Source organism: Propionivibrio sp. (genome assembly GCF_041441355.1).
GTDB lineage: Bacteria > Pseudomonadota > Gammaproteobacteria > Burkholderiales > Rhodocyclaceae > Propionivibrio.
Map to the genome: position 1 here is coordinate 157,722 of NZ_JASDTF010000016.1, position 24,983 is coordinate 182,704.

Consider the following 24,983-nt stretch of genomic DNA (forward strand, 5'->3'; position numbering starts at 1 on the left):
CCCGTTCAGGATAGCCGAAGGCGCGCGCGCCGCCCAGCGCGCCTCAGCCGGCGCGCACTGCCGGCAGGCCTTTCCAGTCGGTGGTGTAGTGCGGCGAGAGGTGGGCGCGTTTCATCTGCCAGGCCTGCGTCGTGCCTTCTGCAGCCAGGCGCAAGGTGTCGCGTCCCCAGCGCGCGTTGATGCCGTCGAGCGTCTGCATCAGGCGTGCGCTGGCCGGGGAGGGGTCCGGCGCGGCGAAGAGGTCGGGCTGGCGCGGCCGGCGTGGACAAAGTTCGCTCAGCAGGACGCCGGCCTTGGCGTAGGCGTAGCCCGGACGGTAGAGCGTGTCGACGAGGCGCAGCGCGGCTGTGGTGAGTATGCGCGTGTCGTCGGTCGCTGGCGCGAGCGGGCGGCCGAGGTGGGCGATGTAGCGCTCGTTCTCGGCGGCGTGCCAGCCGGTGCGCAGCGAGACGGCCAGGGCGCCGGCCAGCGAGCCTTGGGCGCGCAGGGCCTCGGCGGCGTGCGCGACATGGTGGCTGACCGCTTCGCGCAGTTCGGCGACGGCGTAGATGCGGCTGCCGAAGGAGCGGCTGCGCAGGATCTGCTGCCGCGCGCCGGCCACGTCTTCAAGGTCGAGGCAGGAGACCCCGCGCAGTTCATGCACGATGCGTTCGAGGACGATGGAGTGGCGGCGGGCGAGGCGCGCCGGGTCGGCGTCGCGCAGGGCGCGGACGTTGGCGAGCCCTTCGGCCTCGAGGCGCGGCGCGAGACGTCGGCCGACGCCCCAGACTTCGCCCACCGGCAGGCGGGCGAGGAGCACATCGAGCGCGGCCGGCGGCAAGGCGGAGAAATCGCAGATGCCATCGCGGCTGGCGAGGCCTTGTTTGGCGCAGTGGTTGGCGAGCTTGGCCAAAGTCTTGCTCGGAGCGATGCCGACGCAGACCGCGAGTCCCAGCCAGCGGCGTACGCGCTCGCGCAGGGCGGCGGCGTGCGCCAGTCGGGCGTCGGGCGGGACGGTGTCGAGGGCGAGGAAGGATTCGTCGATCGAATAGACCTCGATTTCGGGTGCGAAGGCGGTGAGCACTTCGACCACGCGCCGGCTCATGTCGGCGTAGAGCGCGTAGTTCGACGAGCGCGGGACGATGCCGTGGCGCTGCGCCGCAGCCCGTACCTGGTACCAGGGCTGGCCCATCGGCACGCCGAGCGCCTTGGCCTCGGCGCTGCGCGCGACGATGCAGCCGTCGTTGTTGGAGAGAACGACGACCGGCTTGCCGCGCAGGCGCGGGTCGAAGAGCTGCTCGCAGCTGGCGAAGAAGTTGTTGCAGTCGACGAGGGCGAAGACCGGCATGGCGAAGGGGGCAAGGTCAGACCGACAGGCGCTTGAACTTGCCGACGACGACGCCCCAGACGACAAGTTCAAGCGCTTCGTCGATCTCCAGCGGTGGATAGTCGGGGTGCTCGGCGAGCAGCGCGACGCGGCCGGCGCGGCGGTGCAGGCGCTTGACCAGACGCTCGCCGTTCACGAAGGCGACGACGATGTGGCCGTGGCGCGGCATGACGCTGCGATCGACGACCAGAATGTCGCCGGCGAAGATTTCGGCGCCCTCCATCGATCGCCCTTCGACGGGGAAAAAGAAGGTCGCCACCGGGTTGCGCACCAGATAATCGTTGATGTCGAGCGGGCGTTCGTCGTGGTCGGTGGCCGGCGATGGGAACCCGGCCGAAAGCGTGCCGCCGTCGAGCGGGCGCGGCGCGTACGGCGGAGCGGGGTGGGCCGAGTGCAGGTCGGCGGCAGGGGCGGGCATGCGTGCAGGCGTCGAAGTGACGACAAGTTAACTGTATATAAATACAGTACCACATGAATCAAAGACTTGCCAGTCCGGCGCTGCGATACTGATCCTCTCGCCGCGAGGCGTCTTCCGTGGGGTGCCATGCGTTTTCAGAAAGCCATCGATCGTGCCTTGTGGCAGATCGCCGTCGATCTCTCCACCACCATGCCCGGCGAGGTGCAGTTCCAGCGCCTGGTGTCGGCGATCGGCGAGGTGTTGCCGTGCGATGCCGTGACCTTGCTCCACCTGCAGGACGATGTGCTGGTGCCGATGGCCAGCCACGGCTTGTCGCCCGAGCTGATGGGGCGGCGCTTCGCCCCGGCGGCGCACCCGCGCCTGGCGCAGATCCTGGCCGCCGACGCGCCGCTGCGCTTTGCCGCCGACAGCCCCTTGCCCGACCCCTTCGACGGTCTGCTGCCCGGCGACCTCGAATCGGCCAAGCAGGTGCATGCCTGCCTCGGCTGTAGCCTGCACGTCGACCGCGAACTGGTCGGCGTGCTGACTCTCGACGCCGCCGACCCGCGGGCCTTCGATCAGGTTGGCGACGCCACCGTCGGCGCCTTTGCCGCGCTTGCCGCGGCGACGCTGCGCAACGTGGCGCTGATCCGGGCGCTCGAACAGTCGGGCGAACGCCAGCGGCAGATCGCGCACGACCTGATGCAGGAAGCGCTGCGCCGCGAGGGCCACCTGATCGGTCGCAGCGCGGCGATGCACGCCTTGCGGCGCGAGATCGCCGCCGTCGCCGCGACCGACCTCGCGGTGCTGATCACCGGCGAGACGGGGACGGGGAAAGAGCTCGTCGCGCGCACCGTGCATGCGCTGTCGCCGCGCGCCGAGCAGGCGCTGGTGCAGATCAACTGTGCGGCGCTGCCCGAGAGCGTGGCCGAAAGCGAGCTGTTCGGCCACAAGAAGGGGGCGTTCACCGGCGCGCATGCCGACCGCGCCGGCAAGTTCGAACTGGCGCACGGCGGTACGCTCTTCCTCGACGAGATCGGCGAACTGCCGCTCGGGCTCCAGGCCAAGCTGCTGCGCGCCCTGCAGCAGGGCGAAATCCAGCGTGTCGGCGCCGACGAGGCGGTGCGCGTCAACGTGCGCGTGATCGCCGCGACCAACCGCGACCTCTTGCAGGAAGTCGAGGCCGGACGCTTCCGCGCCGACCTCTATCACCGCCTGCACGTCTACCCGATCGCCGTGCCGCCGCTGCGCGGCCATCGCGACGACCTGGGCGTGCTGGCCGGCTATTTCCTCGACGCAGCGCGCCATCGTCTGGGCGTGGCGCGCATCGACCTGCACCCGCAAGCGCTCGCCGCGCTCGCCGACTACGACTGGCCGGGCAATGTGCGCGAACTGGAACACGTGCTGCTGCGTGCCTGCGTCAAGGCGGCGCGGCGCGACGGGCATGCGCGCGTGCTCTTGAGCGCCGCGGATCTGGCCTTGCCGGCCGCAAGCCTGGGAGACAGCGCTGAAAAGCCGGCGTTGGCGGTCCCGGAGGGCGCGCCACTGCGGGGCAGCGGGCTGCGCGACGCCGTCGATGCCTACCAGCGCCGGCTGATCGTCGATGCCCTGTCGGCCTGTCAAGGCAACTGGACGCAAGCCGCGCAGCGCCTTGAACTCGACCGTGCCAACCTGCGCCGGTTGGCGCGTCGGCTGGGTGTGGACTTCGAGCTGGACGGCGGGTCGGATTGACTCTTTGTGAGTCGTTTCGACTCCATTCTTTCCGGGTCGGATTGACTCGTAAAGGCCTTGGTTCCACACACTGAGCGAGGAAAAACAAGGTCTTGCGCGCCTGGCACGCCCTTCGCTAAAGGAAATCCATCTCCAACAGCAACCACAAGGGCATCCTCATGTTTTGCGTGCAATGCGAACACACCATCCGTACTCCCCAGGGCGACGCCGGCTGCAGCTACACGCGCGGCATGTGCGGCAAGACCGGCGAGGTTTCTGACCTGCAGGACACGCTCGTGCATCTCTTGCAGGCCGTGTCGACCTATGCCGTTGCCGCGCGCAAGGTCGGCGTCATTGATGCCGAGGTCGATACCTACGTGCCGCAGGCCTTTTTCTCGACGCTGACCAACGTGAACTTCGATGCCGAGCGCATCGTCGACTTCGCGCGCCGCGCCGAGACCCATCGCAACACCTTGCGTCTTAACTACGAAGCGGCGTGCGCCGAACAGGGGCAGGCGCCCGAAGCGCTGCCGCCGGCCGCGCACTACCGTTTGCCCGACGCGCGTGCGGTGATGCTCACCGATGCCGTGCAGTTCGCCTTGAATCGCCAGAAAAAAGAAGTCGGCGAAGACGTGCTCGGTCTGCGCCTCCTGTGCCTCTACGGCCTGAAGGGCGCCGCCGCCTACATGGAGCACGCGCGCGTGCTCGGCCAGACCGACGCCGAGGTCGCCGGCCGCTTCCACGAACTAATGGCTTTCCTCGGCACGCAGCCGGCCGACGCTGGCGCGCTCTTCCAGTGCGCGATGGACATCGGCCAACTCAATTACAAGGTCATGGAAATGCTCGATAAAGGCGAGACCGAGACCTTCGGCCATCCCGAGCCGACGCGGGTCAACACCCAGCCCATCGCCGGCAAGGCGATCCTCGTGTCCGGCCACGACCTGCACGACCTCGAACTCATCCTCCAGCAGAGCGCGGGCAAGGACATCAACGTCTACACCCACGGCGAGATGCTGCCGGCGCACGCCTATCCGGCGTTCAAGAAGTACCCGCATCTGGTGGGCAACTACGGCACGGCCTGGCAGAACCAGCAGAAGGAATTCGCCGCCTTCCCGGGTGCGATCGTGATGACTTCCAACTGCATCATCGATCCCAATGTGGGTCAGTACGGCGCGCGCATCTTCACCCGCAGCATCGTCGGCTGGCCCGGCGTGACCCACATCGAGGGCAGCGATTTTTCTGTCGCCATTGAGTCTGCGTTAGCCCAGCCGGGCTTTGCCGCCGACGTGGCGCCGGTCTACACCACCACCGGCTTTGCCCGCAACGCGCTGATGGGCGCCGCGCCGGCGGTCATCGACGCGGTCAAGGCGGGCAAGATCCGCCACTTCTTCCTCGTCGGCGGTTGTGACGGCGACAAGAAAGAGCGCAGCTACTACGCCGACCTCGTTCAGGCCGCGCCCAAAGACACGCTCATCCTGACGCTCGCCTGCGGCAAGTTCCGTTTCAACACCCTCGAACTGGGCGACATCGACGGCATCCCGCGCTTCCTCGACATCGGCCAGTGCAACGATGCCTACTCGGCGATCCAGCTGGCGCTGGCGCTCGCCGACGCCTTCGAGTGCGGGGTGAACGACTTGCCGCTGTCGCTGGTGCTCTCGTGGTTCGAGCAAAAAGCCATCGTCATCCTGCTGACCCTGCTCTCGCTCGGCATCAAGGACATCCGCGTCGGCCCGACCGCGCCGGGCTTCCTGACCCCGAACCTGATCGCCACGCTCAACCAGCAGTTCGGCCTGCGCCTGATCGGTGACGTGGACAGCGATCTGGCGGAGATGCTTGCCGCCTGATGCGTTTGCCCTGACCCTGCTCCGCGCGCGGCCAAGACGCGCGGAGCGTTTTCCCCGGTGTCCTTCATGAACTCCAACGCAGAACCCTTCCCTGTCTGGCAGGGCGATACGCCGCTTGTCTGTCGCGCACGCTGCGACGCGGTGCGCGATTGCGCGACCTTCGTCCTGGCTGCCCCCGACGCGCGCCGCTTCGACTTCGATCCCGGGCAGTTCATCTCGCTCGGGGTCGACCTCGACGGGCGCACCCACTGGCGCGCCTACTCGATCGCCTCCAGTCCGAATGCCAGCGATCGCTTGGCGATCAGCGTCAAGCGCGTGCCCGGCGGGCGCGTCTCGAACTGGCTGCTCGATCACTGGCACGAGGGCATGGCCTTGCCGGCCCGCGCGCCGGCCGGCGACTTCGGCCTGGCGCGCGATGCCGATCTGCCGGCGCGCATCGCCCTCTTTTCAGCCGGCAGCGGCATCACCCCGTTGATGTCGATGACCCGCTGGTTGCTCGAGCGCGAAGCCAGCGCCGGCCCGGTGGAGATCGACTTCTTCCACAGCGCCCGCAGCGATGCCGACGTGCTCTATGCCGAAGAACTGCGCGCGCTCGCCGCGGCGCACCCGCGTTTTCGCCTGCATCTTTTTCTCAGCCAGCCCGAAGGGCGTTTACCGGCGCACGCCGGCCGCCTCGACGCGGCGCGGCTGCGCGCCGCCCTGCGTACTCCGGACGGTCTTCGCGCCTGGCTGTGCGGCCAGTCTGCCTACATGGACGACGTCGCCGACTGGCTCTGCGAGTTGGGCGTGGCGGCGGCTGACATCCGGCGCGAGCATTATTTTTCCGCCGCCGCGGAGGTCGCCGCCGATGCGGCGCGGCACCGCCTGCAGGTGCCGGCCTTCGGCATCGATGCCGAGATCGCCGCGGGCGAACTGCTGCTCGACGCCCTCGAAGGCGCCGGGGTGCCCATCGTCGGCGCTTGCCGGACGGGCGTCTGCGGTTCGTGCAAGTGCAAGGTCGAAGGCGATGCCGGTGCCGTGACGAGCACGAGCACCGTTCCGCTGACCGCAGATGAGATCGCTGCGGGCGTGGTGCTGGCGTGCAGCACCACGGTCAACGGCGAGGTGAGCGTCAGTCTGGCGTGAGGCGAACGCCCGCAGGCGCTTTATTGCGTCAGTGGGCTTCGTCCCAATTGGCGCCGACGCCGACCTCGACGAGCAGCGGCGCGCGCAGCTGGGCGACCTGGGTCATCAGCGGCGGCAGTTCGGCGCGCACGCGTTCGAGCTCGGCGTCGGGCACTTCGAGGATCAGTTCGTCGTGCACCTGCAGCAGCAGCCGCGACTGCAGGCCTTCGCGCTCGATCCAGTGTTCGACCGCGACCATCGCCAGCTTGATGATGTCGGCCGCCGTGCCCTGCATCGGCGCGTTGATCGCCGCGCGTTCGGCGCCCTGGCGGCGGCCGGCCTGGCTGGCGCGGATCTCGGGCAGCCACAGGCGGCGGCCGAACACCGTTTCGACGTAGCCCTTGGCGCGAGCGGCTTCGCGCGTTTCTTCCATGTAGCGCGCGACGCCCGGGTAGCGGGCGAAGTAGCGGTCGATGTAGGCCTGCGCGGCGCCGCGTTCGAGGTCGAGCTGGCGGGCGAGGCCGAAGGCGCTCATGCCGTAGATCAGGCCGAAGTTGATGACCTTGGCGACGCGCCGCTGGTCGGCGCCGACTTCGCTGGGGGTGAGGCCGAAGATTTCGGCGGCGGTGGCGCGGTGCACGTCCTCGCCCTGGGCGAAAGCTTCGAGCAGGCGTTCGTCTTCGGAGAGGTGCGCCATGATGCGCAGCTCGACCTGCGAATAGTCGGCCGAGACGAGCCGGCTGCCGGGCTTGGCGATGAAGGCGGCGCGGATGCGGCGGCCTTCGGCGGTGCGCACCGGGATGTTCTGCAGGTTGGGGTCGCTCGAGGCGAGCCGGCCGGTGACGGCGACGGCCTGCGCGAAGCTGGTGTGCACGCGCCCGGTCTGGGCGTTGATCATGCGCGGCAGCTTGTCGGTGTAGGTGCCCTTGAGCTTGGCGAGCTGGCGCGCTTCGAGCAACGCCTTGGGCAGCGGGTAGTCGAGCGCCAGTTCGGAGAGCACTTCCTCGTCGGTTGACGGCGTTCCCGACGGTGTTTTTTTCTTCACCGGCAGGCCGAGCTTGGTGAACAAAATTTCCCCGAGCTGCTTGGGCGAATTGACGTTGAAGGGCTGGCCGGCGAGCTCGTGTGCCTGGCGTTCGAGTTCGATCAGGCGTAGCCCGAGCTCGTGGCTTTGCGCGGCGAGTTGGCCCGCGTCGACGAGCACCCCTTCACGCTCCATGCGGAAGAGCACCTCGCGCGCCGGCAGTTCGATTTCTTCATAGACGCGCTTCAAGCCCGCGTCGGCGGCGAGCTGCGGGTAAAGCTTGGCGTGCAGGCGCAGACAGAGGTCGGCGTCCTCGGCGGCGTAGGCGGCGGCTTGTTCGAGCGCGACCTGATTGAAGCCGATCTGGCTCGCGCCCTTGCCGCACAGTTCCTCGTAAGGAATGGTCTTCAAGCCCAGGTGGCGCAGCGCCAGCTGGCCGAGGTCGTGCCCGCGCACGCCGTCCTTGCCGGCTTCGAGGACGTAGGATTCGAGCAGGGTGTCGTGCGCCACGCCGGCGAAGGCGATGCCGTGGTTGGCGAAGACGTGCTGGTCGTACTTGAGGTGCTGGCCGATCTTGGCCTGCGTCGCCGATTCGAGCCAGGGTTTCAGTCGCTTGAGTACTTCTTCGAGCGGCAATTGCTCGGGGGCGCCGGCGTAATCGTGCGCGAGCGGCAGGTAGGCGGCCTCGCCCGGCGCGACGGCAAACGAAATGCCGACGAGGCGGGCGGCGAAAGGATCGAGGCTGGTCGTCTCGGTGTCGAGCGCGACGAGCGGCGTCGCCTCGATTTTCGTCAGCCAGGCGTCGAAGGTGGGCCAGTCGAGGATCGTCGCGTAGTGGGCGCGGTGCAATCCTTGTGCCGCGTCGTCGATCAGCTCGACGGGGAAGTCGATGGCCTGAGAAGGCGTCGGGACGGGGGCTGCAGCCCGACGGGAGGGCGCATGGGTATTGGCTTCCGGGGCCTCGCTTCCGTCGCCGAGGCTGCGGAGCCAGGACTTCATCTCGTAACGGGTGAACAGTTCGACGAGGCGCTCGCGTTCGGCCGGGCGCGGTGCGAGTTCGGCGAGCGGCGGCACCAGCGAAAGGTCGCAGGCGACGGTGACCAGCTTGCGCCCGAGCGGCAGGAAATCGAGCGCCTGGCGCAGGTTCTCGCCGACCACGCCGCCGATGTCCGGCGCGGCGGCGATGACGCCGTCGAGCGAACCGTACTGGGCCAGCCATTTAACCGCCGTCTTGGGGCCGCACTTGCTCACCCCGGGGACGTTGTCGACGGCATCGCCGACCAGGGTGAGGTAGTCGACGATGCGTTCGGGCGGGACGCCGAACTTGGCCAGTACCCCAGCCTCGTCGAGGATTTCGTTGCTCATGGTGTTGACCAGCGTCACGCGCGGGCCGACCAGTTGGGCCATGTCCTTGTCGCCGGTGGAAATGACCACGTCGAAGCCCTGTTCGGCGGCGCGGCGGGCCAGCGTGCCGATCACGTCGTCGGCTTCGACGCCGGCGAGCGAGAGAATGGGCCAGCCGGACGCTTCGACGCCCGCGTGGATCGGCGCGATCTGACGCACGAGGTCGTCGGGCATCGGCGGCCGGTTGGCCTTGTACTCGGGATACCAGTCGTCGCGGAAGGTCTTGCCCTTGGCATCGAAGACGCAGGCCTTGTAGACCACGTCCTGCGCCTTGTAGTCGGCATCGAGGCGACGTAGCATGTTCAGGACGCCGTAGATCGCTCCCGTCGGCTCGTCCTGCGCGTTGCGCAGGTCGGGCATGGCGTGGAAAGCGCGGTAAAGATACGACGAACCGTCGACCAGCAGCAGGATGGGCATATTCGGGAAAAGACGATGAGCGAAAAGGACAAGATACCCCACCTCGCCGACCCCAACGCCTCGAAGTTCGCAGCTTCGCAGGAGGCCTGGCGGGTTTTCGGCATTATGTCAGAGTTCGTCGAGGCGACGCAGCGCCTGGCCCACATCCGGCCGGCGGTGACGGTGTTCGGCAGCGCGCGCGTGCGCCCCGGCTCGCCGTACTACACGCTGACCGAGACGATCGCCCGCCGCCTTTCCGACGCCGGCTTCTCGGTGATCTCGGGCGGCGGCCCGGGGATCATGGAGGCCGCCAACAAGGGCGCCTACTTCGGCAAGTCGCCGAGCGTCGGGCTCAACATCCAGCTGCCGCACGAACAGGTCGCCAACGATTTCCAGGACATTTCGCAAACCTTCCGCCACTTCTTCGCGCGCAAGTACATGTTCGTCCGCTTCGCCAACGCCTACGTGGTGATGCCCGGCGGCTTCGGCACGCTCGACGAACTGCTCGAGGCGCTGACCCTGGTGCAGACGGGCAAGAGCCGCAAGATCCCGATCATCCTCGTGCACACCCCGTTCTGGCGCGGGATGGTCGACTGGTTCAAGGAAACGCTGGTCGGCGAGGGCATGATCTCGCCCGAGGACATGGACCTCATCCAGCTCATCGACGAACCCGGAGACGTCGTCGATGCAATTTTCAAACACTATGAGACGCGCGGCTTCGCGCCGCTGCCTTGCGAACGCGAGATGCTGCTCAATCTGTAATACAATTCGCCGTTGCCCTTTTACTCCTTCCAGGACCGTCCGTCATGCGTCGAATCGCTGCCTTTCTCGTTCTCGCGGCTGCCGTCGCCGGCACGGCCCTGGCCCAGACCCAGTCGCCCCCCCCGCCCCCCATGCCTGCCGATCCGCCCGGCCTGACCACCATCGATTCCGGCATCGAGCCGCAGGTGACGATCCGTGCCCGCGAGGGCGAGCTGGTCGAGGAGCACCGGGTCAACGGCAAGCTGTACAAAGTCATCGTGCGTCCCGAGAATGCACCGCCCTATACGCTGGTCGACCCGAACGGCGACGGCAACTTCATCCGCCACGACGGGCCGGGCGACAAGCCCGTGGTCCTGCCGATGTGGGTGATCCACACCTTCTGATTCCGCGCCTCATGGACAACTTTCCCCTACCCGCCCCGGTTTTCGACGGCCGCAGCCGTTCGGTGCCGCCCGGCAACGCCTTCGAATGGTTCAAGCAGGGCTGGACCCTGTTTCTCGTCAATCCCGGGATGTGGGTGGCGATCGCCCTCTTGAGCCTGCTCGTCTTCCTCGGTGTCCAGGTGGTGCCGTGGATCGGCGCGCTGGCCGCCTACCTGCTCACGCCGTTGCTGCTGGCCGGTCTGCTGCAGGTGGCCGACAAGGCCGCCAAGGGCGAGAAGATCGAAATCAACGACATGTTCGCCGGCTTCCGCGTGCATTCGCGCCAGCTCGTTCAGGTCGGCGTGCTGTACATGGTCGGCATGCTGGTCATCCTGATGGTCGCGGCGATGATCAGCGGCGGCAGCATGGCCAGTGGCCTGCTGCTCGGTCAGATGGCCGGCGCCGGGATGGCGGTGGGGGGCATGGTGCTGGCGTTGCTCGTTTCCTTGCTGCTGTCCGTGCCCCTGATGATGGGCGTCTGGTTTGCGCCGGCGCTGGTGTTGTTCAACGGCATGGAAGCCATCGATGCCCTCAAGGCCAGCTTCGCCGCCAACCTGAAAAACCTGGTGCCGATGCTGGTGTACGGGATTTTCGTGCTGGTCCTCGCCTTCTTTGCCGCCCTGCCCGCCGGGCTGGGTTTTCTCGTTCTCGCTCCGGTGCTCGCAGGCTCGATCTACGCGCAATACCGGGACATCTTCGTCGCCCATTGAACCCCTGCGCGCACCGGTCCTGCGTCCCCGGACGCCTGCCGGCGCGCCTGCCGTAACGTCTATGCAAGCTCTGAATCTTCCCGCCTCGCGCGGTTGGCGCTGGATCAGCGAAGGCTTCCTGCTGTTCCGCAAGAAGCAGTTGATGGTGACCCTGGTGGTGCTCGGCTACTGGGTGCTGATGGCCCTCATCAATTCCCTGCCCCTCATCGGCCAGGTCGCCGCAACGCTGCTCATCCCGGTCTTCGCGGTCAGCCTGATGAACCTCTTCCGCTGCGTCGAGGACGACGTGCCGGTCCCGCCGCAGATTCTCTTTTCGGGCTTCCGCCGCAACCTCGGGACGCTGCTGGTCCTCGGTTTCGCCTACGGCGCGCTCAGCGTCGGCATCCTGGGCCTCGTCTCGGTGTTCGACGACGGCACCCTGCTGCGCCTGATCGTGCTCGGCGAGCGCCCCTCCGGCGACACCCTGATCAGCGCCGACGTGATCGTCGCGGGCCAATTGGCGATGGCCATGTTCGTGCCGCTGATCATGGCCTTCTGGTTCGCCCCGGTGCTCGTCGCCTGGCACAACCTGCAGGCCGCCAAGGGCCTCTTCTTCAGCCTCGTCGCCTGCGCCCGCAACTGGCGCGCCTTCCTGACCTACGCCGGCGCGGCGCTGGTCTTCGGGGCGATCCTGCCGGGCATCATCGTCGGCATGCTGAGCCTGATGTTCGCCGAGGTCTCCAAGGTCTTCTCGGTCATGTTCACCACGCTGATCGTCCTCGTCATCCTGCCGACCCTGTACGCCAGCTTCTACGTCAGCTACCGCGAGGTTTTCGTCTTCGACGACGAGAATGACTGAGTCCCTGCGTCCTCCTTCCGGCGCGCCGCTGGGCCTTTACGGCGGCACCTTCGATCCGGTCCATCTGGGCCACCTGCGTCTGGCCGAGGAGGCGGTCGATGCCCTCGGACTTGCCGGGGTGCGCTGGATTCCCGCCGGCCAGCCCCTGCTGCGCGAGGCGCCTCGCGTTGCCGCCCGCCAGCGCCTCGAGATGGTGCGCCTGGCGACCGCCGGCAACCCCCGGTTCACGGTCGATCCCGCCGAAGTCGAAGCCGACCGGCCGAGCTACACCGTGCCGACGCTCGAACGCCTGCGTCGTCCCGATGAACTCGGCAGCGAGCGGCCGCTGGTCCTGCTGCTCGGCGCCGACGCCTTCGCCGGCGTGTCTGCCTGGCACCGCTGGGAGGCCTTGTTCGAACTGGCGCACGTGGCCGTCGCGCACCGTCCCGGCTACCTGCTTGAGGCCGCCGCCCTGCCGCCGCCGTTGGCGCGGCTGCTGGAGCAGCGCCGCAGCCTCGATCCGGCGGACCTGCGGGCCGCGCCGGCCGGGCGCATCGTCAGCTTTGCGATGACCCCGCTCGATATTTCGGCAACCCGGATCCGGGCCGCGCTGTCCAAAGGCGAAAGCGTGCGCTACCTGTTGCCCGATGCCCTGATCGGGTATCTCCAGACCCATCGCCTGTACACGGAGTAGTCCAGTTCTATGAATGCCACGCAATTGACCGAACTCGCCGTCGCCGCCCTCGAAGACATCAAGGGGCGCGACATCGAAGTCATCGACACCAGCCGTTTGACCCCCTTGTTCGAGCGCATCGTCGTCGCCAGCGGCGATTCCAACCGCCAGGTTCGTTCGCTGGCGCGCAACGTCCATGACAAAGTGCGCGAAGCCGGCGAAGAGGTCCTCTCGGTCGAGGGTGAGGACGGCGGCGAATGGGTGCTCGTCGATCTCGGCAGCGTCGTCGTCCACGTCATGCAGCCGGCGGTGCGCAGCTACTACAGCCTCGAAGAGTTGTGGGGCGGCAAGGCGCCGATGCGCGGCGCTCGCCCCTCGGCCGCGGCCTGAGTTTCGGGATGGCTCGGATGACTCGCCGATGAAGCTCGGCATCCTGGCGGTCGGCCACAAACTGCCCGACTGGGTGGCGGCCGGCTGCCACGAATACGCCAAGCGCATGCCGCGCGAGCTGCCGTTGGCCATCCATGAAATCAAGCCTGAACCGCGTGCCGGCAAGAACCGTGAGCAGCTGCTCGCCGCCGAGCGCACCCGGATCGATGCCGCCCTGGCCGGCTACGCCCGCATCGTCGTCCTTGACGAACGCGGCGCCGACCTCACCACGCTCAAGCTCGCCGAGCGGCTCGAAGCCTGGATGCGCGAGGGGGGCGACACGGCTTTTGTCATCGGCGGGGCCGACGGCATCGACGCCTCGATCAAACAGCGCGCGCACGACACGATCCGCCTCTCCAGCCTGACCTTGCCGCACGCCATGGCCCGCCTGATCCTGTGCGAGCAGCTCTACCGCGCGCTGAGCGTGGTGCGCAACCACCCCTACCACCGCGAAGGCTGAGCCGATGACGATCCACAACCAGCCGCCGCGCCTTTACCTCGCGTCGCGCAGTCCGCGCCGGCGCGAATTGCTGGCCCAGATCGGCGTCACCTTCGACACGCTTTTCTTTCGCAGCGGTGCGCGTGCTGACGCCGAGGTCGACGAAACTCCGCTGCCCGGCGAAGCGCCGCTCGACTATGTGCAGCGCGTGGCGCGGGCCAAGGCCGAGCACGGCGTGCGCATTGCCGCGCGCCGCCGCCTGCGCCCGCAGCCCGTGCTGGCCGCGGACACCACCCTGGAATTCGAGGGCGAGGTGATCGGCAAGCCGGCCGATGCCGCCGACGCCCTGCACATCCTGCAACGCCTCTCGGGGCGTACGCACCGGGTGCTGACCGCGGTCGCCCTGGCCGACGAAACCCGTCTGGAAACGGCGCTCTCGGTCAGCGAGGTCCGCTTCGCCGTTCTCGACGAAGCGACCGTCCGCCGTTACGTGGCCAGCGGCGAACCGATGGACAAGGCCGGCGCCTACGGGATCCAGGGACGCGCGGGAGCCTTCGTCGAGCATCTGGTCGGCAGCTACAGCGGCGTCATGGGTCTGCCGCTGCACGACACCGTCGTCCTGTTGCGCCGCTTCAATCCGGACTTCGCCTAGCCCCTGGCCACGCCCGCGCGCAACGCGGTTTGACTCCTGTCCAGAGCCTTCCATACTTGGAGAGCGGTGCCGGACGGAGGGCCGGATTTTGCCCGGATTCTGACCCGATTCCGTCCGCGTTCGAATCGCTCACGGAGGGGATATGCTCAAATCCTTGCAGGCGCGCATTCTGGCTTTCGTCGTCGTTCTCATCAGCGGCGCGGTGTTTGCCGTCGGTGTCCTCTCTTACCAGCAGCTGCGCAGTCAGCTGCTGGACGGCGTCGAACGCGATGCCCGCAGTGCGACCACCGGCTATGCCTTTGCCGTCGCGACCTGGCTGGAAGCGCGGACCGCGATGATTGCTTCCCTGCGCCCGGTCGTCGGGCGTCCGGAGGCGGCGGAGTACTACGCGCGCTACGCCGAAGCGGGCGGTTTCGACCTGGTCTACGCCGGCTCGCCGGACAAACGCATGGTCTTTTCCAAGCCGCAGAAAGTGCCGGATGGCTACGATCCGACGCAGCGTCCGTGGTATCAGGGGGCTGAAGCGGCCGGGCCGAACAAGGTGTTCGTCAGCAAGCCCTACGTCGATGCCTTCACCGGCGCGCTGATCATGTCCCTGGCCTCCGTGGTGCAGGACAACGGCAAAACCCGAGGGGTGGTGGCCAACGACATGTCGATCGCTCAGGTGGTCAAGGAGATTCTCTCCGTGCGCCTTCCGGGCGAGGGGTTCGCCTTCATCCTGCACAAGGACGGAACGGTCCTTGTCCATCCCAACAAGGACGCGGTCCTCAAACCGGTGACTTCGATCGTTGCCGAGCTGACGCCCGAGCGGATTGCCCGTGCCGCGAGCGATGGCCGGATGTTCACGGCCGTGCGTGCCGACGGCGAGCGCTTCATGTTGCTCTCTCCGGTCAAGGACAGCGACTGGATTCTCGGCGTTTCGCTGTCCAAGGAGATCGTCCTGCAACCGCTGCAGCGCCTGCTGCTGACGCTGGCCGGTACGCTGCTGGTCGTGGTGCTGATCGCGGCGGCCTTGGCCGGGACGATTACGCGAACAATGCTGGCGGGCATGCGCCAGATTCGCGACCGCATGCAGGACATCGCCAGGGGCGGCGGCGACCTGTCGGTTCGCCTGCAGATTTCCAGCGAAGACGAGATCGGCCAGACCGCACGCGCGTTTAACCAGTTCCTGGAACAGTTGGGCGGCATGTTCGGCAGCTTGCGCGACGAAGCCAATCGGCTGGCCGAGGGCGTGCAGCGCCTGAACGCGGTGATCGACACGATCGCCAGCGAGTCGATGCAGCTCTCCGAGACGGCGAGCGCCAATGCCGCTGCGATCGAGGAAATCACCGTGGCGGTCTCGCACATCGCCGACAACGCGCACGATGTCGATCGGATGATGCGCGATACCGAAGAGCTTTCGCGGCAAAGCGTGAGCGACGTGGACGGGGTGGCCCGGGATGCCGAAAGCTCGGGTCGCCAGGTCGAAGAGCTGGCGGAAATTCTGAACAGCCTGGACAGCCGTTCACAGGAAATCAGCGGCATCGTCAACGTCATCAAGGGTATTGCCGATCAGACCAACCTGCTGGCACTCAATGCAGCCATCGAGGCCGCGCGCGCCGGCGAGCAGGGGCGCGGTTTCGCGGTGGTGGCCGACGAGGTGCGCAAACTGGCTGAAAGCACGGCCAAGGCGACGATCGAGATTGCGCAGATGATCGAGTCGGTCCGGGCGCAAACCGCGCAGGCCGGGACGAGCATGACGACGACGGTGGGCACGGTACGGCGCGGGGTCGATTTGTCGCGGGCTGCGGCCGAACGGATCGCCGAGATCGAGCAGAAAATTCAGCTCGCGGTCGAGCGGGTCGGCGACATCGCGTTGTCGACCAACGAGCAAAAAGGGGCGACGACCTCGATGGCGCAGTCCACCGAGCAGATCAACAACCGCGTCATGTCCGAGGACGAGGCGCTGCAGCTGGCCCGCCGCGAACTGACGCAACTGGCCGAGCGCGCGGGAAAAACGCGCGAGCTGCTTTCCGGCTTCAAGCTGTAGCTCGGTCAGGCGCTGCTTTTCGCAGCGCCGTTCGGGGCGCCCGGATCATGCGGGCCGGCGCTCGTCCGCGCTGTTCAGGCGGAGAGCGCGGCGCTCAGGAGGTCGGCAACGCGCGCCGCGCCGTCGGCTTCCGAGCGGGGGCGCGGCGCCTGCTGCCACAGCCGTTGTAGCGCCGGCGCCAGCGTGCCGTGGGCCAGGGTGGCGGCGTCGATCTCGAGCGCCCGGGCGTTGGCGTGCAACCAGTCGATCAGCGCGTCCTGCTCCGGCCAGTCGGGGCGGCGCAGGTAGAGCACCGGGATGCCGGCGCACGCGGCTTCGACGAAGGTGCCGTAGCCGGGCTTGGTGAGCACGGCATCGACGCTGGCGAGCAGGTCGGAGAAGCTGAAGTCGAGCGTCGCCGGATCGGCGACGTCAGGCCGTGGATTTTGGCCGAGGCCCGGAATCAGGATTTGCAGGCCGTTCTGTTCCGGCCAGTCTTCGAGCGGCAAGGCCTTGGCAAAACCCCCGAACGCGACCAGCACCAGACGGACGTCGGCGGCGCAGCCGAGCGCGGCGCGCAGTTCGGCGGGGCGGGCCCGGCCGGGGACGGCGACCGGCGGCAGGTCGAGGCTGTGCGCCAGGCGTGGCATGGGCATCGCCGGGGTCAGGCGGAGGAAGGGGGCGCCGGCGTAGGCGGCGTCGATCTGGGCCTGGATCGGTGGCGCCCAGGGCTCGTGTGCGAAGAAGTGGGCGAACAGTTCGCCCCAGTTGAGCGAACACATGCCGAAGGCGGGAATGCCGGCGCGTGCGGCCCCGGCCAGCGGCAGGTAGGCGACATCGCTGAGTACGAGGTCGGGCGCCAGATCGGCGAGAAAGGCCGTCTCGGCGGCGACGCGCGTCGGCCAGTCGGCGTGCGCGGCGCGGTAGGCGGCAGCGCTGGCCGCGAGGTCGATTTCGGTGGCGTCGTGCATGACGTAGCCGAAGTCGCTGGCGGCCTCGAGGTGGGTGAATGTTCCGAATGCATCGCCGAGGCGGGCGCGCAGGCGCGCGTTCGGCAGCGCGCTGCGCAGCGTCAGGCGCAGCCCGGGGTGGCGCCGTCGCAGGGCCTGGAGTACCGGGGCGGTTTGCGCCAGGTGGCCGAGGCCGTGGGCCGAGAGGTCGACGAAGAGGTGGGCCGGGCGCGGTGCCTGCGGCGGGTGGCTCACAGAAAGCGCGCCAGCAGGGCGCCGGCAAGCTCGGCGGGCAAGTCGATGAAGACCCGGTGGCCGTTGCCCGGGGCGACGGCGATCGGGTCGCCGGCGGCGTTGTGCAGCGCGGTGAGGACGAGTTCGCGGTTGCCCGCGGGGTGGATGACTTCGAGCCGGTCGCCGACGGCAAAACGGTTCTTGACGTCGATTTCGGCGCGCCCCGTGCTCGCGTCCCAGCCGACGACGTCGCCGACGTAGAGGCTGCGCGCCGATTCGGAATGTCCGCGCAGGTAGTTCTGGCGCTCGCTGTCGTGGTGGCGCTGGTAGAAGCCGTCGGTGTAGCCGCGGTTGGCGAGGCCTTCGAGCGCGCCAAGCAGGGCGGCATCGAAGGGGCGTCCGGCGCGGGCGTCGTCGATGGCCTGGCGGTAGCTCTGGCAGGCGCGGGCGACGTAGTAGGGCGACTTGGTGCGGCCCTCGATCTTGAGCGAGTCGACGCCGAGGGCGACGAGGCGTTCGACGTGCTCGATGGCGCGCAGGTCCTTCGAGTTCATGAGGTAAGTGCCGTGCTCGTCTTCCTCGATCGGCATTAGCTCGCCGGGGCGCTCGCGTTCCTCGAGCAGCCAGGTTTTCTGTTCCGGAGCGCGGTGGCAGGCCTGCACGTCGCCGCTCGCGTCCGGCTCGGCGGCGTGGACCTGATAATCCCAGCGGCAGGCGTTGGTGCAGGTGCCCTGGTTCGGATCGCGCCGGTTGAAGTAGCCGGAGAGCAGGCAGCGCCCGGAATACGCGATGCACAGCGCGCCATGCACGAAGACTTCGAGTTCGATGTCCGGGCATTCCTGACGGATTTCGGCGACTTCGTCGAGTGAAAGCTCGCGTGAGAGGATGATGCGGCGCACGCCGAGCTTCTTCCAGAAGCGCACGGCGGCGTAGTTGACCGTGTTGGCCTGGACCGAAAGGTGGATCGTCTGCTCGGGCCAGGCTTCGCGCACCAGATCGATCAGGCCGGGGTCGGCCATGATCAGGGCGTCGGGACGCAGGGCGATCACCGGCGCCATGTCGGCGAGGTAGGTGCGCACCTTGGCGTTGTGCGGCAGGACGTTGCTGACCACGTAAAAGGCCTTGTCGGCGGCGTGGGCTTCGGCGATTGCCGCGCCCAGCGTCTCGAGACGGCCGAATTCGTTGTTGCGTACGCGCAGGCTGTAGCGCGGCTGGCCGGCGTAGACCGCATCGGCGCCGAAGGCGAACGCGGTGCGCATCATCGCAAGCGAACCGGCCGGAGCCAGCAGTTCTGGGCCGGGGCGTGACACAGTCATGGAACTTTCCGAGGGGGGACGAGGTAGAATGCTAAGAACCCCGATTTTACCCGCATTCAGCGACATTCAGACCGCCTGCCCATGTCCGAAGACATCCTGATCAACTTCACTCCGCAAGAGACGCGCGTTGCGATCATGCAGCATGGCGCGGTGCAGGAGTTGCACATCGAACGCAACGCCTCGCGCGGCCTGGTCGGCAACATCTACGTCGGGCGCGTGGTGCGCATCCTGCCGGGGATGCAGTCGGCCTTCGTCGATATCGGCCTGGAGCGTACCGCCTTCCTGCACGTGGCCGACATCTGGGAGTCGCGCCAGGGCAACGAGCCGCCGCGCCCGATCGAGCGCCAGCTGTTCGAAGGGCAGAGCGTCATGGTCCAGGTGATCAAGGACCCGATCGGTACCAAGGGCGCACGCCTGACGACGCAGATGTCGGTGGCCGGGCGGATGCTGGTCTATCTGCCGCAGGACAAGCACATCGGGATCTCGCAGCGGATCGAGAGCGAAAGCGAGCGCGAGGCGTTGCGCGAGCGCCTGACCCGCCTCGTCGCCGCTGACGAGAAGGGCGGCTACATCGTGCGCACCATGGCCGAAGGCGCGAGCGAGGAGGATCTGGCGAGCGACATCGAGTACCTGCGCAAGATCTGGCGCGACATCGTCGCCCAGTCCAAGGCCGCGGCGCCGCCGGCGCTGGTCTATCAGGAACTGTCGCTCGGGCTGCGGGTGCTGCGCGATTTCGTTAATTCCGACACCGCCAGCATCGTCATCGACTCGCGCGAGAATTACCAGAAGCTCTCGGGATTTGCCGCCGAATTCACGCCCAAGGTCGCGCCCCTGCTCAACCATTATGTTGGTGAGCGGCCGCTCTTCGACCTCTACGGCGTCGAGGACGAGATCGAGAAGGCGCTCGCCCGACGCGTCGAACTCAAGTCCGGCGGCTACCTGATCATCGACCAGACCGAGGCGATGACCACCATCGACGTCAACACCGGCGGTTTCGTCGGCGTGCGCAACTTCGACGACACGGTGTTCAAGACCAACCTCGAAGCGGCGCAGACCATCGCCCGCCAGCTCAGGCTGCGCAACCTGGGCGGGATCATCATCATCGACTTCATCGACATGGACGGCGACGAACACAAGACCGCCGTCCTCGCCGAGTTCAACAAGGCGCTCGAACGCGACCACACCCGGCTGACGGTCAACGGCTTCACCGCACTGGGCCTCGTCGAAATGACGCGCAAGCGGACGCGTGAATCGCTGGCCCACATCCTGTGCGAACCCTGCCCGACCTGCAGCGGCCGCGGCGAGGTCAAGACGGCGCGCACCGTGTGTTACGAGATCCTGCGCGAACTGCTGCGCGAAGCGCGCCAGTTCAACGCCCGCGAACTGCGGGTTCTGGCCAGCGTTCCGGTGATCGACATCTTCCTCGACGAGGAGTCGCAAGGCCTGGCCATGCTCTCCGAGTTCATCGGCAAACCAATTTCGCTCAAGGCCGAACCGAGTTACGGCCAGGAGCAGTACGACATTGTTTTGATGTAGCGTAATTTTCGTTGATCCGCGATCATTGTGTTTATAAATTATCGTTAATAATCAATGAAATTTTGTTTGTTCTGTTGATCTAAGGTGATCCTCGTATAATCGAAGCTATCAACTTGATGGTAGCTAGATGGGTAGCTAGACTGGTAGCTACCCAAGCATTTCGAGGAGCCACCTTGGCCAAAATTCAAACCAACCTTCTGACCGATATCCAGATTCGGAAGTGGATACGTGCTGGCGTTCCGCTAGCAAAATCTGATGGCGGCGGACTGACCTTTACCTTGTCAGCAGCTGGTGCTGCAGTCTGGGTGCTTCGATTCAGCCATGCCGGGCGACGACAGGAGGTGACTCTTGGCCGGTATCCCGACATCTCCCTTGCTGCCGCACGTCTGATGGCGGCGAAAAAGCGCCTTGCCTTAGTTGAGGGTGTTAATCCAGCGGATGAAGTGCGCAAGGCAAAAAGCCACCGTGACTGGACGGTCCGTGAACTGATCAGTGACTACAAGGACCTGGTTTTGAGTACGTTGGCAGAGAGTACTCAGCGGAGCTACGGCAGAAATCTGAAGCGCATTGAAAACGGCATGGGTGCCATGTCCGTGCAGTCAGTTGCTCCCGCAGATGTTGTCGCACAGATTGAGCGGGTCAAGGCTGGTTGGGTTGAGTTGTTTACTCTTTGGTGTGCGTTGCGCGGGATCTTCAAACACGCTGCAGGCAAGAAACTGATCGTAGCGTCACCGTGTGCGGGCATCCAACTGGAAGCGATCATTGGTAAGCGTCCGGAGAAGCGCACTAGGTTGATGCTCACCGACGACGAAATTGCTGTGCTCATGAACGCAGACATGAACCTGGAGAACCTGCTTTCGGTCCGGATTCTCTTGGCAACAGGTGTCCGTATTTCGGAACTGAACAATGCCTTGAAGGCCAATGTTCACCTTGAAGAGAAACGTTGGCACATCCCCAAAACCAAGACGGGGAATGCAATTGATATTCCGCTCTCGAAAGCTGTTACGGAGTGGTTTGAAACCTTGATCGATATTGCCGGCAACTCGGATTACGTTCTTCCGGCTCGATCAAGAGCACGCATGGCTCGTTATGGCGGCGATGCTGAAGTTTCGAAAGATGCAATGCGCGAGGCTATCGACTACTGGATTGAACAGCACTCACCCAAGATAAGGCGTTTCACGCCGCATGACTTGCGAAGCACGATGAAAAGCCACCTTAGAAAACTAGGTGTGCCTCGTGAGGTGTCAGAAATGTGCTTGAATCACAAGCTGCCAGGGGTAGAGGGAATTTACGATCAACACACCTACTACGACGAGCGAAGAATCGCGTTAGAAAAATGGAGCGATTTCCTGGTCAAGTCACTACGCAAAAAGATTGGTTCAAAGCGCTCCATAAACTAACGCCCATAAGGCCATTATGATAGATAAAGCTCAGTCTTCTCCGCAGAAGGAATGCCCTCCTTTTCCTGAAGACTTTGACCGAGACTCATACAGAAGATTCAGAGACGATTTTTCGCTTTGGATTTCCGCACTCGGCCACAGGGTTGCCTTGATGAGGAGAATCAAGGAATTTCAGGAGCAGCGTGCATTGAGGAGCGAATGTTCGGAACCGCTGTCCACAATCAATAGAGCCAGGTTGAATGATATTCGGAGTAGGGTGATGAGCTTGATTCAAGAGCCCATCCCTCTCAAAGAAGATGGCTTTTTTCAACACTTCATGGGCGAAGCCAAGTTCGCTGACCGAACGGTTCACTTAGAGCAACACCCACCGATCAGTAACAGAGTGATCCGCGATGAAGTCCAGTCAGGCAGCAAATTAAAAGACCAGTTTTACAGAAACATTTTCGAGATTGAAATCGACAAGTTGGTCGAGCGGGAATCTACCCAGCAAGAGCCATCGTTCGGCATTCCATTATTGTATGGGGAAGAAAAAGCGCAGAAGGACAAAGCGTTAAATACGCTCACTGAAAATTACGAGATATGGCGGGCAGATATACAAATGCCTAGTTTTGCTGGTGATTTTGGACTGAAAGTAAATCTGTTTTACGATGACGAACGGCTGTGCAAGGCTTTCTCTGTTTGGCTGAAAGAAACAAGAAAGCAGGCAGAATTCCCTGTTGCCAAGCGCAAGGTTGTCACTTTGGAAAAGCTGCAGGAGTGGCACCAGATGCGTGTTTTGCCTTACATGGATTTATGGCTATACCAGCAGGCATTTGACAAAAAGTTTGATGAACTGCAGCTCGCTAGGCTGCTGTTTCGTAGTGAGGATAAAAAGAACGATGAAAGTATCGGGATTGATGATGACGATTACAGAAACTGGCTAAGAAATACTAAGATTCGCGCAGAGAGCCTGATACAGCCTTCTGTTTTTTTCTCCCTTCGCTACGAGGAAACCTGAGTTGTTCTGATCGATGACCAGCTATTTGCATCTGAAACCTATTTGGTTGCATATATAAAAACTGAAAACTAGGCCGTCCTGGTCTTCAAACCTCTGTTTCCATCCATCCGAGAGCCAGTTACCTGCTGAGGTAACTGGCTCTTTGCATTTCAGGAGAAAAATCCATGCGCAATTCATGTCCCGTCTGTAACTCGACCAATATTCATCGTCTTCACACCGCCAGAAGGATTGGCACAACCGTCGGTGCGGTCGGCGGTGCCGCTACCGGTGCAGGTGGTGCTCTGTCCGGTGCACAAACTGGCGCAGCGGTAGGTGCTGTCGGTGGTCCTGCCGGCATGCTGCTCGGCGGTCTCGCGGGAGCGATCCTCGGAGGCCTACTCGGTGGTGCCGCCGGATCGATAGCCGGCGGCAAAGTCGGCGATGTCGTCGACGAGAAGGTTCTCGGCAGTCTGCAGTGCGGTGATTGCGGCCATGAGTTCAGCGACCGCTGATCTGCCGTTATCCCCATTCATCTTTCAAGGAGCCTCAAATGGCACATCAAGTCCAACAGATAGCGTACGTCGGGGAAACACCCTGGCATGGCCTCGGTAACGAACTCACGCCGCAGCAGCCCATCGAAGTTTGGGCAGAGCAGTCTGGTATGTCCTTCCAGATTCTCGAAACCCCTGTCCGTTTCATGGCCGAATCAGCCGGTCTGCTCGGTTCGATCAAAACCTTCGTCGATCAAAAAGTCCTGTATCGCTCGGATACGCAGGATGCCTTGTCGGTCGTCTCAAACCGCTACCAAGTCGTCCAGCCCAGTGAAGTGCTGGAGTTCTACCGTGACCTCACGCAAGTCGCAGGCTACGAGCTGGAAACTGCCGGGGTGTTGAAAGGCGGCAAGAAATTTTGGGCACTGGCACGTACCGGCCAATCATCCGCCCTGAAGGGCAACGATGTTGTCCAAGGCTACTTGCTGCTCGCCACGTCTTGTGACGGTACGCTGGCAACAACAGCCACGCCAACTACGGTCCGTGTCGTCTGCAACAACACCCTGACCATCGCTGTAAATGGTGCGGTCTCGGCGATCAAGGTACCGCACAACACCCGGTTCGATGCCCAGGCCGTCAAGCAGCAACTCGGGATTGCCGTTTCGCAATGGGATGGTTTTATGTACCGGATGCGGACACTGGCTGAACGCAAGGTGAAAAGCCATGAGGCGATGGCCTATTTCCTCCGTGTGCTCTGCGAAGTTGATCCGAACAGTTCCGACTTGTCGAACCTGACCAATGAACGCGCACTTGCCAAAGTTCAGTCACTCTACGACGGCCAGGGTCGTGGCTCTGAATTGGAGGCAGCCAAAGGCACAGCCTGGGGATTACTCAATGCCGTGACCGAGTATGTCGATCACGAACGACGTGCGCGTAGTCCGGAATACCGGCTTGATTCCGCCTGGTTTGGCCAAGGTGCCGTCATCAAGCAGCGAGCGCTGGATACGGCATTAAAACTGGTGGCGTAGTTAGCTTCCAACCTCCTCTCGGTTTTCCCGCTTCGAAAGCCTGGTTCGGTAAATACCGGCCAGGCTTTTTGTTGTCCGGAATTCGTGAGGCCTATCTATTTCCTACCTACATTCTGGAGATTGTCATGGCACTCCCATCTGTACCGCTTTCACCCTCGCAATCCAGTCGGCCAGCGTTGCGGCTGGTCAGCACCAAGGCATTGCCTCGGGAAGACTGGCTGAACGTCCGCCGGCAAGGCATCGGCAGTTCCGATGCCGCTGCTGCCGTTGGCCTGAATCCCTACAAATCTCAGCTTGAGCTCTGGCTGGAAAAAACTGGCCGTGATGGTCTGTTGCCGAAGACTGATCCACTAGATGAGGAGAGCCCTGCCTATTGGGGAAACATCCTCGAACCGATTGTGGCTGCGCACTACACCCGGCGTTCCGGCAATCGTGTGCGTCGGATCAATGCGGTCCTTCAGCATCCCGATCCTCAGTTGCACTGGATGCTGGCAAATATCGACCGCGAGGTCATTGGCGCACCGGACGTTCAGATCCTCGAATGCAAAACCGCCGGGATCAACGGTAGTCGACTCTGGAAAGATGGCGTGCCGGAATACGTTCAGTTGCAGGTTCAGCATCAACTGGTCGTGACCGGCAAGGCTGCTGCTGATGTGGCTGTGCTGATCGGTGGTCAGCACTTGGAGATTCATCGCATTCAGCGGGATGAAGCCCTGATCGCTCGATTGATTCAGTTGGAAGCTGCGTTCTGGCGTTACGTCGAGATGGATACACCACCACCGGCTGATGGATCGGAATCAGGAGAGCTGGCATTGCGTTCTTTCTATCCGCAGGACAAGGGAAGGCGGTGTCCCGGGAAGTGGTGTAACAGCGTGAGGGAGTGAGGTGTTCGCCG

The 24,983-nt window shown here is 64.7% G+C and carries 22 protein-coding genes; 17 read left to right on the plus strand and 5 right to left on the minus strand.

Features of this window, described 5'->3' with window-relative positions; translation table 11 throughout:
* Positions 1-43: 43 nt before the first annotated feature.
* Together QMB55_RS05295 and QMB55_RS05300 are read right to left on the minus strand one after the other, a co-directional pair.
* Positions 44-1,327, minus strand: coding sequence for a Y-family DNA polymerase (locus tag QMB55_RS05295; RefSeq protein ID WP_497587632.1), 1,284 nt, complete (start codon positions 1,325-1,327; stop codon positions 44-46).
* A 16-nt stretch (positions 1,328-1,343) separates the two neighbouring features.
* On the minus strand, positions 1,344-1,784 hold the full coding sequence (locus QMB55_RS05300) for a LexA family protein (RefSeq protein WP_497587633.1): 441 nt from the start codon (positions 1,782-1,784) through the stop codon (positions 1,344-1,346).
* 126 nt (positions 1,785-1,910) lie between these two features.
* On the opposite strand from QMB55_RS05300, the gene norR reads away from it, so the two are divergent.
* From norR to QMB55_RS05315, 3 genes are all read left to right on the plus strand, one after another.
* On the plus strand, positions 1,911-3,494 hold the full coding sequence (norR, locus tag QMB55_RS05305; protein ID WP_497587634.1) for a nitric oxide reductase transcriptional regulator NorR: 1,584 nt from the start codon (positions 1,911-1,913) through the stop codon (positions 3,492-3,494).
* A gap of 158 nt (positions 3,495-3,652) precedes the next feature.
* Complete coding sequence (gene hcp / locus QMB55_RS05310) at positions 3,653-5,317, plus strand: hydroxylamine reductase (protein WP_497587635.1); 1,665 nt, start codon at positions 3,653-3,655, stop codon at positions 5,315-5,317.
* A gap of 66 nt (positions 5,318-5,383) precedes the next feature.
* Positions 5,384-6,442 (plus strand): flavin reductase family protein, encoded by a 1,059-nt coding sequence (locus QMB55_RS05315; protein WP_497587636.1) that lies wholly within the window; start codon positions 5,384-5,386, stop codon positions 6,440-6,442.
* 28 nt (positions 6,443-6,470) lie between these two features.
* Here the strand turns inward: QMB55_RS05315 and polA are convergent, their stop codons facing one another.
* Complete coding sequence (gene polA, locus QMB55_RS05320; protein ID WP_497587637.1) at positions 6,471-9,266, minus strand: DNA polymerase I; 2,796 nt, start codon at positions 9,264-9,266, stop codon at positions 6,471-6,473.
* A 15-nt stretch (positions 9,267-9,281) separates the two neighbouring features.
* Here polA and QMB55_RS05325 point away from each other — a divergent pair, with 15 nt between their 5' ends.
* The 9 genes from QMB55_RS05325 (at position 9,282) to QMB55_RS05365 (ending at position 16,178) form a co-directional block, all read left to right on the plus strand.
* On the plus strand, positions 9,282-10,007 hold the full coding sequence (locus QMB55_RS05325) for an LOG family protein (RefSeq protein WP_497587638.1): 726 nt from the start codon (positions 9,282-9,284) through the stop codon (positions 10,005-10,007).
* 44 nt (positions 10,008-10,051) lie between these two features.
* Positions 10,052-10,390: a DUF2782 domain-containing protein gene (locus tag QMB55_RS05330; RefSeq protein WP_497587639.1), complete on the plus strand. Its 339-nt coding sequence runs from the start codon at positions 10,052-10,054 to the stop codon at positions 10,388-10,390.
* An 11-nt stretch (positions 10,391-10,401) separates the two neighbouring features.
* On the plus strand, positions 10,402-11,139 hold the full coding sequence (locus QMB55_RS05335) for a BPSS1780 family membrane protein (protein ID WP_497587640.1): 738 nt from the start codon (positions 10,402-10,404) through the stop codon (positions 11,137-11,139).
* A 61-nt stretch (positions 11,140-11,200) separates the two neighbouring features.
* A complete protein-coding gene (locus QMB55_RS05340; RefSeq protein WP_497587641.1) occupies positions 11,201-11,977 on the plus strand; it encodes a BPSS1780 family membrane protein in 777 nt (258 codons plus the stop codon).
* The gene (gene nadD, locus QMB55_RS05345; protein WP_497587642.1) at positions 11,970-12,650 is read left to right on the plus strand and encodes a nicotinate-nucleotide adenylyltransferase; all 681 of its coding nucleotides are present in this window, start codon (positions 11,970-11,972) and stop codon (positions 12,648-12,650) included. The genes QMB55_RS05340 and nadD overlap by 8 nt, the downstream gene beginning before the upstream one ends.
* A 9-nt stretch (positions 12,651-12,659) precedes the next feature.
* The gene (gene rsfS / locus QMB55_RS05350; protein ID WP_497587643.1) at positions 12,660-13,019 is read left to right on the plus strand and encodes a ribosome silencing factor; all 360 of its coding nucleotides are present in this window, start codon (positions 12,660-12,662) and stop codon (positions 13,017-13,019) included.
* 28 nt (positions 13,020-13,047) lie between these two features.
* Entirely contained in the window at positions 13,048-13,518 is a 471-nt protein-coding gene (gene rlmH, locus QMB55_RS05355; protein WP_497587644.1) for a 23S rRNA (pseudouridine(1915)-N(3))-methyltransferase RlmH, read from the plus strand.
* Positions 13,519-13,522: 4 nt separating this feature from the next.
* Positions 13,523-14,149: a Maf family protein gene (locus tag QMB55_RS05360; protein ID WP_497587645.1), complete on the plus strand. Its 627-nt coding sequence runs from the start codon at positions 13,523-13,525 to the stop codon at positions 14,147-14,149.
* 142 nt (positions 14,150-14,291) lie between these two features.
* Positions 14,292-16,178, plus strand: a complete 1,887-nt coding sequence (locus QMB55_RS05365) for a methyl-accepting chemotaxis protein (RefSeq protein WP_497587646.1) — start codon at positions 14,292-14,294, stop codon at positions 16,176-16,178.
* A gap of 74 nt (positions 16,179-16,252) precedes the next feature.
* Here QMB55_RS05365 and QMB55_RS05370 read toward each other — a convergent pair whose 3' ends face one another.
* A complete protein-coding gene (locus QMB55_RS05370) occupies positions 16,253-17,362 on the minus strand; it encodes a hypothetical protein (RefSeq protein WP_497587647.1) in 1,110 nt (369 codons plus the stop codon).
* A complete protein-coding gene (gene trhP / locus QMB55_RS05375) occupies positions 17,359-18,657 on the minus strand; it encodes a prephenate-dependent tRNA uridine(34) hydroxylase TrhP (protein WP_497587648.1) in 1,299 nt (432 codons plus the stop codon). Before trhP ends, QMB55_RS05370 begins: the two co-directional genes overlap by 4 nt.
* 81 nt (positions 18,658-18,738) lie before the next feature.
* Here trhP and rng point away from each other — a divergent pair, with 81 nt between their 5' ends.
* The 5 genes from rng (at position 18,739) to QMB55_RS05400 (ending at position 24,972) form a co-directional block, all read left to right on the plus strand.
* On the plus strand, positions 18,739-20,193 hold the full coding sequence (rng, locus tag QMB55_RS05380; protein ID WP_497587649.1) for a ribonuclease G: 1,455 nt from the start codon (positions 18,739-18,741) through the stop codon (positions 20,191-20,193).
* A 173-nt stretch (positions 20,194-20,366) separates the two neighbouring features.
* Positions 20,367-21,593: a tyrosine-type recombinase/integrase gene (locus QMB55_RS05385; RefSeq protein ID WP_497587650.1), complete on the plus strand. Its 1,227-nt coding sequence runs from the start codon at positions 20,367-20,369 to the stop codon at positions 21,591-21,593.
* A gap of 16 nt (positions 21,594-21,609) precedes the next feature.
* Complete coding sequence (locus tag QMB55_RS05390; protein WP_497587651.1) at positions 21,610-22,590, plus strand: DUF6387 family protein; 981 nt, start codon at positions 21,610-21,612, stop codon at positions 22,588-22,590.
* Between the two features lie 529 nt (positions 22,591-23,119).
* On the plus strand, positions 23,120-24,088 hold the full coding sequence (locus QMB55_RS05395) for a DUF932 domain-containing protein (protein ID WP_497587652.1): 969 nt from the start codon (positions 23,120-23,122) through the stop codon (positions 24,086-24,088).
* 125 nt (positions 24,089-24,213) lie between these two features.
* Entirely contained in the window at positions 24,214-24,972 is a 759-nt protein-coding gene (locus QMB55_RS05400; RefSeq protein WP_497587653.1) for a YqaJ viral recombinase family nuclease, read from the plus strand.
* The last annotated feature ends 11 nt before the right edge of the window (positions 24,973-24,983 follow it).

Bases quoted from the DNA above. Each gene is read 5' to 3' on its own strand.
- QMB55_RS05330 (WP_497587639.1), top strand. From the start codon at position 10,052: ATGCGTCGAATCGCTGCCTTTCTCGTTCTCGCGGCTGCCGTCGCCGGC.
- QMB55_RS05315 (WP_497587636.1), top strand. From the start codon at position 5,384: ATGAACTCCAACGCAGAACCCTTCCCTGTCTGGCAGGGCGATACGCCG.
- hcp (WP_497587635.1), top strand. From the start codon at position 3,653: ATGTTTTGCGTGCAATGCGAACACACCATCCGTACTCCCCAGGGCGAC.
- nadD (WP_497587642.1), top strand. From the start codon at position 11,970: ATGACTGAGTCCCTGCGTCCTCCTTCCGGCGCGCCGCTGGGCCTTTAC.
- QMB55_RS05390 (WP_497587651.1), top strand. From the start codon at position 21,610: ATGATAGATAAAGCTCAGTCTTCTCCGCAGAAGGAATGCCCTCCTTTT.
- QMB55_RS05395 (WP_497587652.1), top strand. From the start codon at position 23,120: ATGGCACATCAAGTCCAACAGATAGCGTACGTCGGGGAAACACCCTGG.
- QMB55_RS05300 (WP_497587633.1), bottom strand. From the start codon at position 1,784: ATGCCCGCCCCTGCCGCCGACCTGCACTCGGCCCACCCCGCTCCGCCG.
- QMB55_RS05340 (WP_497587641.1), top strand. From the start codon at position 11,201: ATGCAAGCTCTGAATCTTCCCGCCTCGCGCGGTTGGCGCTGGATCAGC.
- rng (WP_497587649.1), top strand. From the start codon at position 18,739: ATGTCCGAAGACATCCTGATCAACTTCACTCCGCAAGAGACGCGCGTT.
- QMB55_RS05325 (WP_497587638.1), top strand. From the start codon at position 9,282: ATGAGCGAAAAGGACAAGATACCCCACCTCGCCGACCCCAACGCCTCG.
- QMB55_RS05295 (WP_497587632.1), bottom strand. From the start codon at position 1,327: ATGCCGGTCTTCGCCCTCGTCGACTGCAACAACTTCTTCGCCAGCTGC.
- norR (WP_497587634.1), top strand. From the start codon at position 1,911: ATGCGTTTTCAGAAAGCCATCGATCGTGCCTTGTGGCAGATCGCCGTC.
- QMB55_RS05400 (WP_497587653.1), top strand. From the start codon at position 24,214: ATGGCACTCCCATCTGTACCGCTTTCACCCTCGCAATCCAGTCGGCCA.
- rsfS (WP_497587643.1), top strand. From the start codon at position 12,660: ATGAATGCCACGCAATTGACCGAACTCGCCGTCGCCGCCCTCGAAGAC.
- rlmH (WP_497587644.1), top strand. From the start codon at position 13,048: ATGAAGCTCGGCATCCTGGCGGTCGGCCACAAACTGCCCGACTGGGTG.
- polA (WP_497587637.1), bottom strand. From the start codon at position 9,266: ATGCCCATCCTGCTGCTGGTCGACGGTTCGTCGTATCTTTACCGCGCT.
- QMB55_RS05365 (WP_497587646.1), top strand. From the start codon at position 14,292: ATGCTCAAATCCTTGCAGGCGCGCATTCTGGCTTTCGTCGTCGTTCTC.
- QMB55_RS05360 (WP_497587645.1), top strand. From the start codon at position 13,523: ATGACGATCCACAACCAGCCGCCGCGCCTTTACCTCGCGTCGCGCAGT.
- QMB55_RS05335 (WP_497587640.1), top strand. From the start codon at position 10,402: ATGGACAACTTTCCCCTACCCGCCCCGGTTTTCGACGGCCGCAGCCGT.
- trhP (WP_497587648.1), bottom strand. From the start codon at position 18,657: ATGACTGTGTCACGCCCCGGCCCAGAACTGCTGGCTCCGGCCGGTTCG.